This window comes from Lutibacter sp. B1 (genome assembly GCF_012524075.1).
In the GTDB taxonomy this organism is placed as follows: Bacteria; Bacteroidota; Bacteroidia; order Flavobacteriales; family Flavobacteriaceae; genus Lutibacter.
The window spans coordinates 1-16,269 of the sequence record NZ_JAAZUI010000017.1 but is presented as its reverse complement, the minus strand read 5'-3'; the positions used below and the strand labels follow the sequence as shown (position 1 = coordinate 16,269).

Genomic DNA, 16,269 nt, shown 5'->3' with positions numbered 1-16,269 from the left:
ATTTGTGTTATAAATCTAACTGATTTAATTGTATAAAAGTATAAAACAAATAAATTAACATTGAAAATTATATGTTAAATAATACTTCTTTAAAGTAATAACTAATTATTATTTTGGTTCTTTATCAGTATCAATTTTTGAATGATATTAGTTCATACTAATATCAGGAAGCTTCACAGTCCAAATAGGCTATTTCACCTTAAAATTAAAAATATTGAATTCTTATTATACTAATTTTAGCTAAAATTTAAAAAATCACTTTAAAATGAAAACACATAAATTAGTAACTATCATAAGCATTTTTATGCTACTTTTTACAGGTGGTAAAATAAATGCTCAAAGAGTTGTAGTAAAAACTCCAAGAGGAACTGTAGTAAAAGCACGAAATCCGGCAGTAGTTTATCACAAAAGAGTTCCGGCTGCAAGAGTGGTAAAAACTGTGCCTCGCGGTGCTGTTGTTGTGAACTATTCAGGTTTAAAATACTATTACGGAGCAGGTGTTTATTACAGGTATTACAATGGCAACTATATGGTAATTGCTGCACCTATAGGTATTAGAGTGGCTGTTTTACCTGTTGGATATACAACCATAGTTGTAGCAGATTCAAGTTACTACTATTACCAAGGCAATTACTACGTAAAAGTTGATGGAACTAATGAATACGAAGTTGTTTCACCTCCAAAAGATATAACTGTTGAGTTTTTGCCCGAAGAAGCTCAAATTGTTGAAATAGATGGAAAACAATACTACGAATACGCAGGAACACTATACAAAGTTGTAATTACGCCAAAAGGTAAAGCTTTTAAAGTTGTTGGGCAGCTTGACGAATGATTTAAACATTATAACCTTTGAAAACTTCATCAAAAAATAATTCAACCCCAAAAACTTAATTTCATTCTAGTTAATAATCATTAAAAAAGTAAATTTATAGGTAAGAAATCATAAATTTACTTTTTTCTATTATGATTATAATTTACAACTAGTGCTTTATTTTATGGTAATTTTTTATGAATATAAAACATTTTTATTGGCTTTTAAGTAGTGTTATTTTTATAGTTTCAATTATTCCTTGCAATGCTCAAATGCAAGAAAACAGTGAACTGTTAGCTTTAAATGAAGTAATTACAGAGAAAACAACTGAAACTCAAGCAAATTATTTAGATGATAAGTTTATTCCGGCATTAACAGTTTATTTAAAATCCCAATTTCCCATTCAAAATGCTATTGGTTTTGAGTATTGTACTTCGAGTCGTATTTCAGGTTATGCAGGTTTTGGACAACTTTCAAGAGCCTATATGGTTATTGCCTTAGATATTTTACCTGAAGGCAGTGAAGAAGAAGCTGTAAGAAAACAATTTATTAAAGATAATATACAAGGTGGTTTTGATTTTGAGATTGGAGTAAATTACCATATTGCCCAATGGAAAGATACTTATTTTGGTGCCAACATACAATTTCAACGATTTAAACTAAAAGCAACTCCGCAAGAATTGGTAGAAAAATATGATTTTGGCGACTCATTAGGTTTCTCGGATGAGCTTCTAAAAGTGGTGAACAATAACGAACTGGCTAAATCATTTTACGAAAATACCGTTATAGAACCCATTTTTGTTCCTATTCAATTAGGAATTACCATTGGAAAAAGGTTTACTTTTAAAAATAATCGAAATTTAGGGTTGAATATTGAAGCTTCTTATCAGTTTAACCTGTCTATGAAAACATCGGTAGAATCTCCATCGGGAACAGGTAAACTTATTGTCGATAATTTTATAGAACCTATTATTGTTTACGGAACTTCTCACAGTTTTAGATCGTTTAATTTACCTTCAATAGCTGTTAAGTTAAATTACCAATTAGGAAATACAATTTATTACCCCTCAAAAAGACGGTAAATTATGATTTTTGCATCAACCTACATTTTTAAGAGCCTTAAAATAAGTCGTTTTAACAACCTTTTTAGCTGTTTCGCCTTAATTAATCACCACAAAATTTTAAACAACGTAATTTTACACAACAAATTTAATACTAAAACTATGAAAACACTTTTTTTTACAATTGCCTTATTTACAACAGTAATGATTTCTGCTCAAACCTATGAAACAGAAAACAAACAAATTTATCAGGAAATTTTAAATGGACAAGTTGAAGAATTATCGCTAACCGGAGAACAAAAACAACCTTTTATTGATTTAAGCAACAAATACTTCGACAAAATTATTGAAACAAGACAAAGTGATGTGTCTCGAATGTCAAAGTTTAAAACATTAAAAAAATTACAAGAAGAAAAAGATACTGAAGTTGAAAATATGCTTAGTAAAGAGCAATTTAAAAAATACAAAGAATTACAAAAAAAGAATAGAAACAAATTAAAAACGGTTTACAAGCAAAGAAATGGCTAATAATAATTAGCTAAACCGGATAGAAGTTTTTACTTCTTTTTTTCTATAAAAAGTAAACAACCCCAATTTAAAATGCAATAAGATGAAGGTAACTAACACAGAAAAAAAAGTGATAATTTACACAGCAGTTTTTATTGCTATTTCATTAAACATTCATAAATTATTGAGTCTTTTCCCTGCAGGAAAAAATGTTGGTATTCAGTGGAATTTTAATTGGCCTGAACTTATTTATCAAACTATCTACAATTTTGTGTTTTGCTTTTTTATAGGATATCTCAATTTTAAATTTATCAATCGAATCACTTTTAAAACAACAGCCGGTAGGGTAAAACTTATTGGCCTTAATTTAATTCTGTTTCTTTTATTTCTCTTTTTAGGACTTAAATCACAACTGGTTATTTTTCAAAATGTAACTAATGTTCGTTTTTTTGTTGGCGGCTACATCCTTCGTTTTATGGTAAGTGCCGGATTAATGGGAATTTTAATTAAAATCCTATTACTGTACAGAAATCAAAAATTGAAAGATGTTGAAAACGAAAAACTTAAAACTGCTTATTTTGATGCACAAATAGCCAATTTAAGAGCACAAATAAATCCACATTTTTTATTTAATTCATTAACAAACCTATCAGCCCTAATTAGAGAAAAACCTGTTAAAGCTCAAGAATATGTAACGCATCTTTCAAAGGTTTTTAGATATTCACTCTCTAACAGAAATGAACAAGTTGTTGAATTAAAAAAAGAACTTGGCTTATTGCATTCAAACATTGAATTGCTAAAAATGAGACTTGAAGATGCTTTAATTATACATATTGACATTGCAGATTCTAATGCTTTAAACAAAAAAATTCCATACATGTCTTTACCGCCGTTACTTGAAAACGCCGTAAAGCACAACCTTGTATCATTAGAAAACCCGCTTTATGTAGATTTAATTCTTGAAGGAGATAACCTACTATTTAAAAATACCATTAAAGAACCTAAGTTTAAAGAACCTTCAACAGGTATAGGACTTTTAAATATAAACGAACGCTACAAACTTTTATTCAATAAAGAAATTGAAATTCAAAAAACAGCAACCCATTTTATTGTTAAATTGCCTTTAATTTGAAAACCATATTATGCCATTAAACGTAGCCATTATTGAAGATGAACCTGCTATTGCCAGAAATTTAGAATTTTCGCTTAACGAAATTGATAGTAGTATCACCATTTTAAACAAATTAACCAGCGTAAAAGAGTCTGTAAATTGGTTAAAGGAAAATATCCAACGCTGTGATTTACTTTTTATGGATATTAGGTTAACGGATGGACTTTCTTTTGAAATTTTCAATTCAATAACACCAACCATTCCGGTAGTTTTTATAACTGCTTATGATGATTATGCTTTAGAAGCTTTTAAAGTAAATAGTATTGATTACATTTTAAAACCTTTTGAAAAAAGCGATTTGGTAAATGCTCTTGAGAAATTTAACAAAACTTCAAAACCAAAAGAAACCGCTTTTTCTTATGATAAACTGCAAGCTTTGTTAAACTATTTTGAATTGAAAGAATTCAAATCGTACAAAGAAGCGTATTTGGTGCATTATCAAAATAAATTAATTCCACTTAATGTTGAAAAAATAAATTGGTTTTACACAACGCAAGAAATAGTTTATGCACATACTTATGATGGTAAAAAATATGTTATCGATTCTACGCTAGAAAGAATTCAGGAAGAAATTTCTCCAAAACAATTTTACAGAGCCAACAGGCAATTTATTGTTCAAAAAAAAGCAATACAGGATATTGACTTTTACTTTAATGGAAGATTACTCTTAAATGTTTTACCAAAACCGGAAGAAAAAATAATTGTTAGCAAAGCCAAATCTTCTGAATTTAAAAAGTGGTTAGACGAATAAATAAGACTTACAATTTCAAATTTGGTAACACCTTCAATAGTTCCCTTTTTACAAAGTACATCCCCATACTCGCAGTAAATTTTATTGTCTGTAGTTTTACGGTTTCTCCTTCTAAAAGTGAAGTAATAATTGTTTCTACAGCAGGCTGTAATAATTTATATTAGTCTTTTATATCTAACTTTGTATAATACACTCTATTGAAATAATAATATGTAACACCACCATAGTAAAAAAAAGTAACGTATAAATAAATCGCGTTTTCATAATTTAACGTTTTTAGTATTGTTATTATCTTTTAACACAGTAAATATCTATCAACATTAAATTATTTTTAATAACTAAATTAATGAAACCGATAAAATCAATATTGAAGCATCCTTTTTTTCAGATGAAGTAGTTTTTGCAGTAAACAAGTTAACTAACAAACTTTAATATAAAAATAAATTCTCTTCCTAATTTATTAGTTTCACCTCATAAAATGTTTCTCTTCTATAACTTAAAAGTGATTAAACGACTAATTCACCCTTATTTTTACCAGCTTCATCTTTATTTCCAAAAATAAAAATATCTTTTTTAAAACCTTTGATTAAAAAAGATAATGGAGGCTATAAAAAACAATTTTCAGCATTTAAAAGGCACCGTACTTTTAATACTAGTCCTTTTAGTTATTGCTGAAATAATATGGAGCTGGAGTACCAATAAAAAAACGTACGAATTAAAAGATACTTTTGCTAATATTTCAATTTTTATAGGTTTTCAAATTTCTAAACTACTGTTTTTTGGCTTACAATATAGTTTTCTAAACTATTTAGCTAACTATTCAATTCTAAAATGGAACACCACAAAATTCACCTTTTTACTAACTCTTCTATCTGTTGATTTTGTGTATTATTGGTATCACAGACTTTCTCATAAAATACATTTTTTATGGGCTTTCCATCTCATACATCATTCAAGTTTATGTATGAATTTAACCGTATCGTACAGGTTAAATTGGCTAAATACCATACTTACCCCTTTTGTACTAACACCACTTGTTTTAATTGGATTTCCTATAGAATATATTATTTTATCATTTGCAATAAACTTATTGTTTCAGTTCTTTTTACACACTGAAGCGGTCGGTAAACTTGGAATTTTAGAAGGCATTTTGGCAACACCTTCGGCACACAGAGTACATCACGGATCTAATGCTGTTTATATTGATAAAAATTTTGGAGGCATATTAATGATTTGGGACAAACTTTTTGGAACGTATCAAAAAGAAACAGAAACTCCGGTTTACGGTACTACCAAAGGTTTTATCAGCAACAATCCATTTGTTTTAAACTTTAAAGGTTTTGTCGATTATTTTAAAGGAAAAATGGATTACAAAGGCTAATAGTTAGTTCACCCTTAAAAAAGTCAGTCTCAACGTTTTTACTAAAACATACAATATCAAATAGAAATACTTTAGCATAAACTTTAAATATTAAAATCATGAAAACACCAATTTTAAATTCAGTATTATTAAAAAACAAAATGCTTTTAATTGCATTTGCAATCTTATCCATTACACTAATTTCTTGTGATGATGATGATAATAACACAACACCAACAGCTGTAGAAATTTCTGAAGATGAAGCTGCTGAAGCTATTTCAATGGCAGTTACTCCTGATACCGGCGGAATGGTAGAACAAAGTATGGAAGCTATCTACATTGTAGAAGGTAATGTTGATACCTCAGGGAAATCTACTGACTCTCAAAAAAGCTATGATTACGAATGTGGACAAGAATATACTTCTACCTATATTAGATCAAACGATTCCGGAAACTTTACATACAACGTAAACTATATATGGAGTTGGATGCTTACTTGTGATGAAGAAGGTAATCCTTCTGAATTCAATTTTCAATTAGATGGTACAGGCTCATATACATCTCCAAGGATGTCTTCAAGCGATACTAATGCAGCCACGATTAACATTACCAGTTTAGACGAGGCTCAAAGTGTGTATATTTTAAATCAAGAATATACCAGAGAAGGAACACAAGAATCTTTTGTGAGAAATCAAAATAGTTTTACAAGTTCAATCAACTTAAAAACGAGCAATCTTGAAGTTTTAAAAGCAAACCACAACATAACTTCCGGAACAATTACAGCAAGCTTTACAGGAGAATCTTCTAATGGAAATACCTACAACTTTTCAGGTGAAATAGTTTTTACGGGCAACCAAACAGCAACTTTAACCATGGGCAGTGGTAATACTTATAATTTAGCTTGGTAGCTAATTAGGTTAGTTTAGTTTTAAGTTGATTTTAGCATGGATACAAAACCCTATATCCATGCTTTTTTTATGAAATTAACACGCTAAAAAAAATAAAAATCTTAAAAGAAAAAAAAGATTAAAATATTCAATAAAAAATTTGGTTATTATTTTTAAAGTAATTTAATTTGTAGCCGCAAAAAAGCCGATGTAGCTCAGCTGGCTAGAGCAGCTGATTTGTAATCAGCAGGTCGTGGGTTCGAGTCCCTCTATCGGCTCAAAAAAGCCTCTTCATTTGAAGAGGTTTTTTTTATCTAATTTTTTCAAAAGAATTCTTTTAAATTGATACATTTGCTTATCCTTTTTTCTGAAACAGTCCAAAAGCCGACATAGCTCAGTTGGTAGAGCAGCTGAATCGTAATCAGCAGGTCGTGGGTTCGAGTCCCTCTATCGGCTCAAAAAAAAATACAAACTCATTTTATCCTATTTTTAATTCATTAAATTTGCAATAAATTAAACAAAACCTTTAATATGCTAATAATTGGGATTGCCGGAGGAACAGGAAGCGGAAAAACTACTGTTGTAAATCAAATTTTAAATGAATTACCTGCTGATGAAGTTTGTGTTATTTCACAAGATTCATACTATAATGCTACCGAAAATTTATCGTATGAAGAACGTACCAAAATAAATTTTGATCACCCTAAAGCAATTGATTTCGAATTACTTGTAGATCATGTAACTCAATTAAAAAAAGGAAATATAATTGAACAACCTGTATATTCTTTTGTAACTCACAACAGAATTAAAGATACATTGGTAACACATCCAAGAAAAGTTGTTATTGTAGAAGGAATTTTAATTTTTAACAGTAAACAATTAAGAGATTTGTTTGATATTAAAATATTTGTGCATGCTGATGCCGATGAACGTTTAATTAGACGTATAAGACGCGATATTGAAGAACGAGGCCGAGATATAAACGAAGTATTAAATCGTTACCAAAACACACTAAAACCTATGCATCAGCAATTTATAGAGCCCACAAAAAGTTATGCCGATATAATTATTCCTAACGATAGATATAATACAGTAGCGGTAGATATCGTTAGAACTGTAATTAGCCACAAACTGTAGTTTATGACATTTAAGCAATTCGCAAATAAACCAATCATAAAGTTTATTACTAACAGATATGTAATAATACTTTCTGTTTTTATTGTATGGATGGCTTTTTTTGATGAAAATTCATTTCTTAATCATAGAGAATTAGATAAAGAAATACATAAGCTTAAAAATGAAAAAGAGTATTTCAAATCTCAAATCGAACAAGATAAAGAGCTTATAAAAAAACTTGAAGACAAAGAAAAATTAGAAAAGTTCGCCAGAGAACAATACCACATGAAAAAAGAGAATGAAGAAATATACATTATTGAGTATGACACCTTGCCTAAAAAATAGCTATATTTATTTACCGGAATAAACAAACAAAACCGCTCATATTTCAATATTATTTCAGAGTTTTGTTTAAATACTATTTATATGAGTAACTTAATTACAACCGATTTTGAACCAAGTTCTGCTGCAGCTTGGAAACAAAAAATACAATTTGATTTAAAAGGTGCTGATTATAATGAAACTCTTTTAACTAAAACTCTTGAAGGTATTACTATAAAACCTTTTTATCATTCAGACGATTTTGAGAAATTAGAAATTCCAACTTCTGATACTGATTTTAAAATTTGCGAAAAAATTACTGTTACCAATGAAGTTGAAGCCAATAAACAAGCTTTAGATGTAATTAAAAGAGGTGCAAACTCTCTTAAATTTATTTCAAAACAACCTTTTAATATCACCAACTTATTCAAAAACCTCTTACATAAAAATATCGATTTTCAGTTTCAGCTAGAATTTCTTTCAGAAGAATTTTGTATTGAACTTTCAGAATTTCTTAAAAACGAAACTGTATTTTTAAACATTGATATTGTTGGTGATTTAGCACAAAGCGGTAATTGGTATAAATCTTTAAATGAAGATTTTAAAAAGTTAGAACATATTCTCGCTAAAACTTCAACAACTCATCATACTTTAAGCGTTAATACTCAAATTTATCAAAATGCAGGAGCCAATACAGTACAACAAATTGCTTACGCATTAGCACATGCTAATGAGTATTTAACTAAATTTGGTGGAGAAATCTCACATAAAATTCAGTTTAATTTTGCCATTGGCAGCAATTATTTCTTTGAAATTTCAAAAATAAGAGCCTTTAAATACTTATACAATCTCATTTTAAAAGAATATAATACAAGTTGTAATGCTACAGTTTTTGCTGAACCTAGCATCCGCAATAAAACATTATACGATTATAATGTTAACTTACTTAGAACTACAACTGAAAGTATGAGTGCTATTTTAGGCGGAGCTAATACAATTTCGAATTGTTCGTATGATGTCCTTTTCAAAAAACCAAACGAATTTGGAACAAGAATAGCACGAAATCAATTATTAATTTTGAAAGAAGAAAGCTATTTTAAAAATGCTCAATACATAGTAAAAGATTCGTACTACATAGAATCTATTACTCTACAAATCGCAGAAAAAGCATTGGTATTATTTAAAGAAATTGAAAAAAGTGGTGGTTTTTTACATCAGTTAAAAGAAGGAACCATACAACGTAAAATAAAAGAAAATACTCAAAAAGAACAAGCCCAATTTGATGCTTGTGAATTAGTTTTATTGGGAACCAACAAATACCCTAATGAACAAGATTTGATGAAAAATGAAATGGAAACTAACCCATTTAAAGAAAAAAAAGCTATAAAAACATTAATAATTCCAATAACACCAAAACGCTTATCAGAAAAATTGGAACAAAAAAAATTGAAAAATGAAGCGTAAAGATTTTTCAAAACTAGAAATTAGAACTCAAAATAAAAAAGATATTTCATTTGAGCACGAAAACTTTATTGCAGGTGTAGCACCAAATTTAAGAGGTCCATATTCTACTATGTATGTACGCAGACCTTGGACAATTAGGCAATATGCCGGATTTTCAACAGCTGAAGAAAGCAATGCTTTTTACAGAAGAAATTTAGCTGCCGGGCAAAAAGGTTTATCTGTTGCTTTTGACTTGGCTACACACCGCGGTTACGATTCGGATCACGAACGTGTGCAGGGCGATGTTGGAAAAGCCGGTGTGGCCATTGATTCTGTCGAAGACATGAAAATGTTGTTTGACCAAATTCCGCTAGACCAAATGTCGGTTTCAATGACGATGAATGGCGCCGTTTTGCCTATTTTGGCCTTTTACATTGTGGCCGCAAAAGAGCAAGGCGTTGCTGAAAAATTATTGGAAGGCACCATTCAGAACGATATTTTGAAAGAATTTATGGTGCGCAACACCTACATTTATCCGCCAACGCCCTCCATGAAAATTATCGCTGACATCTTTGAATATGCCAGCAAAAATATGCCAAAATTCAATTCGATTTCTATTTCGGGGTATCATATGCAGGAAGCCGGCGCCACACCCGAAATTGAATTGGCATATACATTAGCCGATGGTTTAGAGTATTTAAGAACAGGTATTGCAAGCGGTATGGATATTGACTCTTTTGCTCCTCGTTTATCTTTCTTTTGGGCAATTGGAATGGATCATTTCAGCGAAATTGCAAAAATGAGAGCAGCACGTATGTTGTGGGCAAAAATTGTGAAGCAATTTAATCCAAAAAACTCAAAATCACTCGCATTACGTACGCATTGCCAAACCAGTGGTTGGAGCTTATCAGAACAAGATCCTTTTAATAATGTTGCAAGAACGGTAATAGAAGCTATGGCAGCAGCTTTTGGGGGAACTCAAAGCCTCCACACAAACGCTTTAGACGAAGCCATTGCTTTACCAACCGATTTTTCGGCAAGAATTGCCCGAAATACACAAATTTATATACAAGAAGAAACTCAAATTACTAAAACTGTTGATCCTTGGGCAGGCTCTTCTTTTGTTGAAAAAAGAACCGAAGAAATTATGAATAAAGCCTGGGAATTGCTTCAAGAAGTTGAAGAACTTGGCGGAATGACCAAAGCGATTGAACAAGGTATTCCAAAAATGCGTATTGAAGAAGCCGCCGCTAAAAAACAAGCAAGAATTGACAGCAATCAGGATACAATTGTTGGTGTAAACAAATACAAATTAACCGAAGAAGATCCTTTACAAATTTTAGAAGTTGATAACGAAGCTGTTAGAAAGTCTCAAATTGTACGTTTAAATAACTTAAAAGCTACTAGAAATAGCGAAGAAGTTAATATTGCACTTAAAAATTTAACAATTTGTGCAAAATCAGGTGAAGGAAATTTATTAGATTTGGCTGTAATTGCAGCTGAAAAAAGAGCTACATTAGGTGAAATTTCAAGTGCTTTAGAAGAAGTATTTGGAAGGTATAAAGCAACTATAAAATCAATTTCGGGCGTGTACAGTAAAGAAATTAAAAATGATAAAGACTTCAATAAAGCAAAAGATTTAGCTAATCAATTTGCTGAATTGGAAGGAAGAAGACCTCGAATTATGATTACCAAATTAGGTCAAGATGGCCACGATAGAGGTGCAAAAGTCGTTTCATCCGGTTATGCCGATTTAGGTTTTGATGTTGATATTGGACCATTATTTCAATCACCTCAGGAAGCTGTAAAACAAGCTGTAGAAAATGACGTTCATATATTAGGAGTTTCATCTTTAGCTGCCGGACATAAAACACTTGTTCCTCAAGTAATTGCTGAGCTTAAAAAATATGGAAGAGAAGATATTATGGTAATTGCCGGAGGAGTAATTCCGACTCAAGATTATCAATTTTTATTTGATGCCGGTGTGGTTGGTGTTTATGGTCCCGGCACAAAAATATCAAAAGCTGCTATTGAAATATTGAATATATTAATTGAAAGTATTAACTAAAACTAAAAAAATGAAAAACATTCTTAAAACACTTATAATTTTAACTATTACAACGGGTTGTGCTCAAAATTCAGAAGAATTAAATATTGGTGATATTGCTCCTGATTTTAATGGAACTGACAGTGAAGGTACACAGTGGGCATCTAAAGATGTTTCAACCGATTTTTTAGTAGTTTATTTTTATCCTGCTGCTATGACCGGTGGCTGTACTAAACAAGCATGCGCTTATAGAGATGATAAAGCTTCGTTTGATAAAATGGGCGTAACTGTTATTGGAGTTAGTGGCGATGAAATTGAGGGTCTAAAACATTTTAAAGAATCGTATCAATTAAATTTTCCTTTGTTATCTGACAGTGAAGGTAAAATTGCCAAAAAATTTGGAGTTCCCGTAAGTGATGGCGGAACATTTGAAGCCGGTAATTTTTTATTAACAAGAGGAGTTACTACGCAAAGATGGACTTTTGTTTTAGATAAAAACAAAAAAGTAATTTATAAAAATTCAAATGTAAATGCTGAAGAAGACAGTAAACAAGTAAAAAACATTATTGAAAAATATAAAAGTTAAAACCAAAAAAAAGTCCCGTTTTGAACGGGACTTTTTTTAAAACACCTTTTTACTTTGTATGATATCCTTGTAAAGCTTTTTTAAAGTACACACCTTGACGTGATGGTGTGTAATTCCAATCGGTGAATAACATTGGAGCCCATTCCGGATCAAAAACCCAAACAGTATAAGAAATACCTCTTTCATCAGCATATTTAGTAATTGCATCGCCATAAGACTCATCACTAATTACAGGCACGTGCGCACCTTCATCATCAGCACCACAAAAACCCATTTCTGATAAAATTAGTGGATATTTTTCTCCAGCAAACCCCCAATCTTCCGTCCATTGTAGTTCCCATGGTTTTTCTCTTTTTTGAGGATATGGATGACTCACATAACCAATTCCTTCTGCAGCAATCGGATTTTCTTTTAAAGGAGATAAATCGTATCCCCAATTAAAACCTGCAACTAAAGGAACTGCATTGCAACCATTCTCTCTAATTACTCCAATTAATTTTTCAACAATAACTTTCCACTCATTCCAAGTACATTCACCTAACTGTCCGTTATAGGTTGTTGGTTCATTAAAAATTTCAAAAAAAGCAACTGTATTATTTCCTTTATATCTTTTGGCCATTGTACGCCAAAAATCTTCAGTTTCTTCCATTGAAGTTTCATACATAGGCATAAAATATTTATTATCTTTTAAATTACCTATACTGTGCCAATCTATAATAACATAAATACCAACTTCTGTAGCCCATTTTATACCATCATCCATTAACTTTAAATATGCCTCTTTTCCACGTTCTCTCCATGCTTTTGGATGAACCGGAAAACGCGTAATTGTAGCTCCCCAATTCTTCATTTCTTGAAAATACTCAATACCCCAATGACCGTCTTTTTCTAATTTATCAGGATCACTGGCATCTAATCCTCTAAAAACAATAGGAGTTGCATCTGCAGTTACAAATGAGTTCCCTTTTACGCTAATTTTTGACAGTTCAAGTTTTATAGGTGTTGAATTTTCATCTACTAAGGCTTTTTTAGCCTTATCATCACAAGATGTAAACAATAGTAAGAATACTGAAACTAATTGTAATAAAATTATTTTTTTCATAATTGATTTTATTCTATATTCAACATAGTTAATAAGGCTTACAGTAAACATTAATAACTACGCAAAACATAATTATTTATTTAAAATTTAACTACTCAAATGTACTTAAATAATAACTTTCTATAAATAATTTTACTATTTATTTTAGTGATGTAAAAGGTGTTTTTTTTCTTTTTCTAAGGATTCTTCTTTCAGCATTTTACGTAATAAAAACATTAATATAACAGCTAAAAATCCAAATCCTCCCATCAAAAACCAATTTGCAGTATAGCCAAATCTGTCTATAATTTCCATACCTGTTTTCGCACTAAATATATGTGCAAGCGAAAATGCCATTGTATACAATGCCATATAACGGCCTTCTTTACCTATTGGAGCTCTGTTCATAGCAAAATTATTTGTAAATGGAAATGCCAACATTTCTCCAACAGTTATAAGTAACATGCTTATAATTAATATACCAACCCAAGTTGTACTATTTAAAACAATAAAACTTAAAGCAAGTAAAACTAAACTCCAAGTAATAATCTTCATTCTATCTAACAAGGTTTTTTCTATATAATGAATTAAAGGCATCTCAATCAAAAATATTAAAAACCCATTAAGAGACAGTATTAATCCTATTTGAACTTCAGTTAACTTATGAACTTCACTATAAAACAACGGTATTGTTGTAAAAAGTTGTAAAAAAATTAAACCCATTAAAAAAATTACTGCTAAAAAAACCCAATAAAGTTTATCTTTATATACTGAAAGTACCACATTTAAACTCTCCAAATTAGTTTCTGTTTTTTTAGGCTTATATTGTTTACGGTCTAATACAATTCTCATCAAAATTATAGCCGCAATACATGTAAGTCCATCAACCCAAAAAAGTCCGGAATAACTTAAAGTCGCTATTATTAAACCTCCTAAAAATGGCCCGAATGAAAATCCTAAATTTATTGCTAAACGAATTAACGTTAATGACCTTGTTTGATTTTCAGGTTTGCTGTAGGCTTTTAATGAAACGAACATGGCAGGTCTAAAAGTATCTGCAACTGTCATTGTTAAAAATATTCCAATTGCAAATCCTGCAAACGACGTAATAAACTGCAATCCAATAAACAAAAATCCAGTAACCAAAAGACTCCAAAACATTACCGTGTAAAAACCAATTTTATCTGTAAGTTTTCCTCCCAACCACGAACCTAATAAAGAACCAACTCCAAAACTACTCATAATCCATCCCACTTCTGAAAAACTCATATGTAAGTCTTCTGTTAAATATAAAGACATAAATGGTAATACCATTGTACCGGCTCTATTAATAAATGTTATTAAAGCCAACCACCAAACCTCTTTTGAAAGTCCTTTAAATGATTCTTGGTAGCTATTAAATGCTCTTTTTATCATATTTAAAATGTAAAAACCCAGCTCTAAGCCGGGTTTATATATAAATTTATTAATTGTAATAATTATATCATAAATATCCGGCAATATTAAATAACCACTTGTGCACAGATTTGATTTTGGTATAATTATTCATGTTTATCTTATTTCTATACCAAAACTACAAAAATTTTTAACATAAAATTTTATTTAATTTTCTTAACTGTTATTTTATTGTTATTATTTAGTATTAGTATAAATATTCTATTTTTACATAAATTCAAATTCTTAAAAATGAAAAAAATTGTTACTCTTACTGTTATTTTACTAACATTTATTACTACCAGTTGTGGTTCTATGTACACATTTAATCGATTTTATAATAACCATAAAAACGATATGAATTCTACAGCATTTCAATTACCACGATTTATGACTAATATTTTAAGTGGTATGTCGCCTGAAATTAATTCGTTTTTTACCAATGTATACGATTTTAAATACATTACTATTGATAACATCAATCCTGTAAATCTTCAAAAAATAAATACTGAAATTAATATGATAACAAGTTCTAATTTTACTGATATTGTTAGAAGCAATCAAGAAAGCAACAGATTGGTAATCTCCGGAAAAGAATATCAAGGAATTGTTAAAGAACTTGTATATTATAAAATGGACGGAAACAAAATAAATGCTTTTTATTTGAAAGGAAATTTTAATACCAATACAATTAAACAACTTTCAGAAAAAGGTGAATTTGATGCCTTTACAACCAAATTACAACTTCAACCAACAAATACTATTATTCCAAACACTATACAATAAAATGAAACATATTTTAATTTTTACCTTTTCTATTTTCTTTATGAGCTGTAACTCGCAAACAAAAAGTTATGAAGATGAAATTAAACAATTTCAATATGAATTAAATACAGAATTTGCCGATAAAGATAAATCTCCATTAACAGAAGAAGGTTTTAAACTATTCAAGGGCTTAGATTTTTTTGAAATTGACAGAAATTACAGAGTTGAAGCCGAATTTACATTAACACCTAACACACCAATATTTGAAATGCAAACAACAACTGATCGTTTGCCTTTATACAGAAAATACGGTATTGTAAAATTTACTTTAAATGGAAGAGAATTCAAACTAAGCATATACCAAAATCAAAACTTAATAACAACCGTTGAGTATGCAAATTACTTATTTTTACCTTTTAACGATTTAACTAATGGAACTTCAAGCTATGGCGGTGGACGGTATATTGATTTAGAAATTCCTGAAAAAGAAAGTAGAACTATTATTATCGATTTTAATAAAGCGTATAATCCATATTGTGCATACAATCATAAATATTCGTGCCCTATTCCTCCAAAAGAAAATGATTTAGACATTGCTATACCTGTTGGTGTTAAATTATACAATAAACAACTTTAAAAAGAAAAGCCTGCCCAAATTTTATTGAGCAGGCCAAAAAACCTAAAATAATAATTAACAAAAAATATTTTTATAAGGATAGTATAAATACTAAATAAGCATCTTCTGTATCAGGGTTAAATATTGCTGATGCCGATGCTCCTAAACTAAATGACTCTGTAATTTTAACCCAAGTTGCAGCTGTCATGCCGAACTCCCTTTGTTTAGAGCATATTGGTAATTTTTAATTTCCAGTTTGTGTACTACGGATTTTTTTGTAAAAGGCTGTTTTTTTATTTTTAGGGAGGTGTA

The 16,269-nt window shown here is 30.0% G+C and carries 16 protein-coding genes and 2 tRNA genes; 16 read left to right on the top strand and 2 right to left on the bottom strand.

Going from position 1 to position 16,269, the window contains the following annotated elements:
* Positions 1 to 265: 265 nt before the first annotated feature.
* The 14 genes from HGB55_RS10715 to HGB55_RS10650 all read left to right on the top strand — a co-directional run bounded on the left by HGB55_RS10715 (position 266) and on the right by HGB55_RS10650 (position 12,061).
* Positions 266 to 832: a DUF6515 family protein gene (locus HGB55_RS10715; RefSeq protein ID WP_168816895.1), complete on the top strand. Its 567-nt coding sequence runs from the start codon at positions 266 to 268 to the stop codon at positions 830 to 832.
* A gap of 176 nt (positions 833 to 1,008) precedes the next feature.
* The gene (locus HGB55_RS10710) at positions 1,009 to 1,893 is read left to right on the top strand and encodes a hypothetical protein (RefSeq protein WP_168816894.1); all 885 of its coding nucleotides are present in this window, start codon (positions 1,009 to 1,011) and stop codon (positions 1,891 to 1,893) included.
* A 141-nt stretch (positions 1,894 to 2,034) separates the two neighbouring features.
* On the top strand, positions 2,035 to 2,400 hold the full coding sequence (locus HGB55_RS10705) for a hypothetical protein (RefSeq protein WP_168816893.1): 366 nt from the start codon (positions 2,035 to 2,037) through the stop codon (positions 2,398 to 2,400).
* A gap of 82 nt (positions 2,401 to 2,482) precedes the next feature.
* Positions 2,483 to 3,511, top strand: coding sequence for a sensor histidine kinase (locus HGB55_RS10700; RefSeq protein WP_168816892.1), 1,029 nt, complete (start codon positions 2,483 to 2,485; stop codon positions 3,509 to 3,511).
* A gap of 10 nt (positions 3,512 to 3,521) precedes the next feature.
* A complete protein-coding gene (locus tag HGB55_RS10695; protein WP_168816891.1) occupies positions 3,522 to 4,301 on the top strand; it encodes a LytTR family DNA-binding domain-containing protein in 780 nt (259 codons plus the stop codon).
* Positions 4,302 to 4,899: 598 nt separating this feature from the next.
* Positions 4,900 to 5,682, top strand: a complete 783-nt coding sequence (locus HGB55_RS10690) for a sterol desaturase family protein (protein WP_168816890.1) — start codon at positions 4,900 to 4,902, stop codon at positions 5,680 to 5,682.
* Between the two features lie 98 nt (positions 5,683 to 5,780).
* Complete coding sequence (locus HGB55_RS10685) at positions 5,781 to 6,569, top strand: hypothetical protein (RefSeq protein ID WP_168816889.1); 789 nt, start codon at positions 5,781 to 5,783, stop codon at positions 6,567 to 6,569.
* 183 nt (positions 6,570 to 6,752) lie between these two features.
* Positions 6,753 to 6,826 (top strand) — tRNA-Thr (locus HGB55_RS10680).
* Between the two features lie 105 nt (positions 6,827 to 6,931).
* A tRNA-Thr gene (locus HGB55_RS10675) sits at positions 6,932 to 7,004 on the top strand.
* Positions 7,005 to 7,079: 75 nt separating this feature from the next.
* A complete protein-coding gene (udk, locus tag HGB55_RS10670; protein WP_168816888.1) occupies positions 7,080 to 7,685 on the top strand; it encodes a uridine kinase in 606 nt (201 codons plus the stop codon).
* Between the two features lie 3 nt (positions 7,686 to 7,688).
* Positions 7,689 to 8,009, top strand: coding sequence for a septum formation initiator family protein (locus HGB55_RS10665; RefSeq protein WP_168816887.1), 321 nt, complete (start codon positions 7,689 to 7,691; stop codon positions 8,007 to 8,009).
* An 81-nt stretch (positions 8,010 to 8,090) separates the two neighbouring features.
* On the top strand, positions 8,091 to 9,449 hold the full coding sequence (locus HGB55_RS10660; protein ID WP_168816886.1) for a methylmalonyl-CoA mutase subunit beta: 1,359 nt from the start codon (positions 8,091 to 8,093) through the stop codon (positions 9,447 to 9,449).
* Positions 9,439 to 11,496, top strand: a complete 2,058-nt coding sequence (gene scpA / locus HGB55_RS10655; RefSeq protein WP_168816885.1) for a methylmalonyl-CoA mutase — start codon at positions 9,439 to 9,441, stop codon at positions 11,494 to 11,496. The genes HGB55_RS10660 and scpA overlap by 11 nt, the downstream gene beginning before the upstream one ends.
* A 10-nt stretch (positions 11,497 to 11,506) precedes the next feature.
* The gene (locus HGB55_RS10650) at positions 11,507 to 12,061 is read left to right on the top strand and encodes a peroxiredoxin (RefSeq protein ID WP_168816884.1); all 555 of its coding nucleotides are present in this window, start codon (positions 11,507 to 11,509) and stop codon (positions 12,059 to 12,061) included.
* A gap of 49 nt (positions 12,062 to 12,110) precedes the next feature.
* Here HGB55_RS10650 and HGB55_RS10645 read toward each other — a convergent pair whose 3' ends face one another.
* Positions 12,111 to 13,163 (bottom strand): glycoside hydrolase family 5 protein, encoded by a 1,053-nt coding sequence (locus HGB55_RS10645; protein ID WP_168816883.1) that lies wholly within the window; start codon positions 13,161 to 13,163, stop codon positions 12,111 to 12,113.
* 144 nt (positions 13,164 to 13,307) lie between these two features.
* A complete protein-coding gene (locus HGB55_RS10640) occupies positions 13,308 to 14,558 on the bottom strand; it encodes an MFS transporter (protein WP_168816882.1) in 1,251 nt (416 codons plus the stop codon).
* Positions 14,559 to 14,828: 270 nt separating this feature from the next.
* On the opposite strand from HGB55_RS10640, the gene HGB55_RS10635 reads away from it, so the two are divergent.
* Positions 14,829 to 15,362, top strand: coding sequence for a DUF4252 domain-containing protein (locus tag HGB55_RS10635; protein ID WP_168816881.1), 534 nt, complete (start codon positions 14,829 to 14,831; stop codon positions 15,360 to 15,362).
* Position 15,363: 1 nt separating this feature from the next.
* Positions 15,364 to 15,978: a DUF1684 domain-containing protein gene (locus HGB55_RS10630; RefSeq protein WP_168816880.1), complete on the top strand. Its 615-nt coding sequence runs from the start codon at positions 15,364 to 15,366 to the stop codon at positions 15,976 to 15,978.
* Positions 15,979 to 16,269 lie beyond the last annotated feature (291 nt).

Coding starts and splice junctions, on each gene's coding strand:
- HGB55_RS10715 (WP_168816895.1), top strand. CDS start 266: ATGAAAACACATAAATTAGTAACTATCATAAGCATTTTTATGCTACTT.
- HGB55_RS10710 (WP_168816894.1), top strand. CDS start 1,009: ATGAATATAAAACATTTTTATTGGCTTTTAAGTAGTGTTATTTTTATA.
- HGB55_RS10705 (WP_168816893.1), top strand. CDS start 2,035: ATGAAAACACTTTTTTTTACAATTGCCTTATTTACAACAGTAATGATT.
- HGB55_RS10700 (WP_168816892.1), top strand. CDS start 2,483: ATGAAGGTAACTAACACAGAAAAAAAAGTGATAATTTACACAGCAGTT.
- HGB55_RS10695 (WP_168816891.1), top strand. CDS start 3,522: ATGCCATTAAACGTAGCCATTATTGAAGATGAACCTGCTATTGCCAGA.
- HGB55_RS10690 (WP_168816890.1), top strand. CDS start 4,900: ATGGAGGCTATAAAAAACAATTTTCAGCATTTAAAAGGCACCGTACTT.
- HGB55_RS10685 (WP_168816889.1), top strand. CDS start 5,781: ATGAAAACACCAATTTTAAATTCAGTATTATTAAAAAACAAAATGCTT.
- udk (WP_168816888.1), top strand. CDS start 7,080: ATGCTAATAATTGGGATTGCCGGAGGAACAGGAAGCGGAAAAACTACT.
- HGB55_RS10665 (WP_168816887.1), top strand. CDS start 7,689: ATGACATTTAAGCAATTCGCAAATAAACCAATCATAAAGTTTATTACT.
- HGB55_RS10660 (WP_168816886.1), top strand. CDS start 8,091: ATGAGTAACTTAATTACAACCGATTTTGAACCAAGTTCTGCTGCAGCT.
- scpA (WP_168816885.1), top strand. CDS start 9,439: ATGAAGCGTAAAGATTTTTCAAAACTAGAAATTAGAACTCAAAATAAA.
- HGB55_RS10650 (WP_168816884.1), top strand. CDS start 11,507: ATGAAAAACATTCTTAAAACACTTATAATTTTAACTATTACAACGGGT.
- HGB55_RS10645 (WP_168816883.1), bottom strand. CDS start 13,163: ATGAAAAAAATAATTTTATTACAATTAGTTTCAGTATTCTTACTATTG.
- HGB55_RS10640 (WP_168816882.1), bottom strand. CDS start 14,558: ATGATAAAAAGAGCATTTAATAGCTACCAAGAATCATTTAAAGGACTT.
- HGB55_RS10635 (WP_168816881.1), top strand. CDS start 14,829: ATGAAAAAAATTGTTACTCTTACTGTTATTTTACTAACATTTATTACT.
- HGB55_RS10630 (WP_168816880.1), top strand. CDS start 15,364: ATGAAACATATTTTAATTTTTACCTTTTCTATTTTCTTTATGAGCTGT.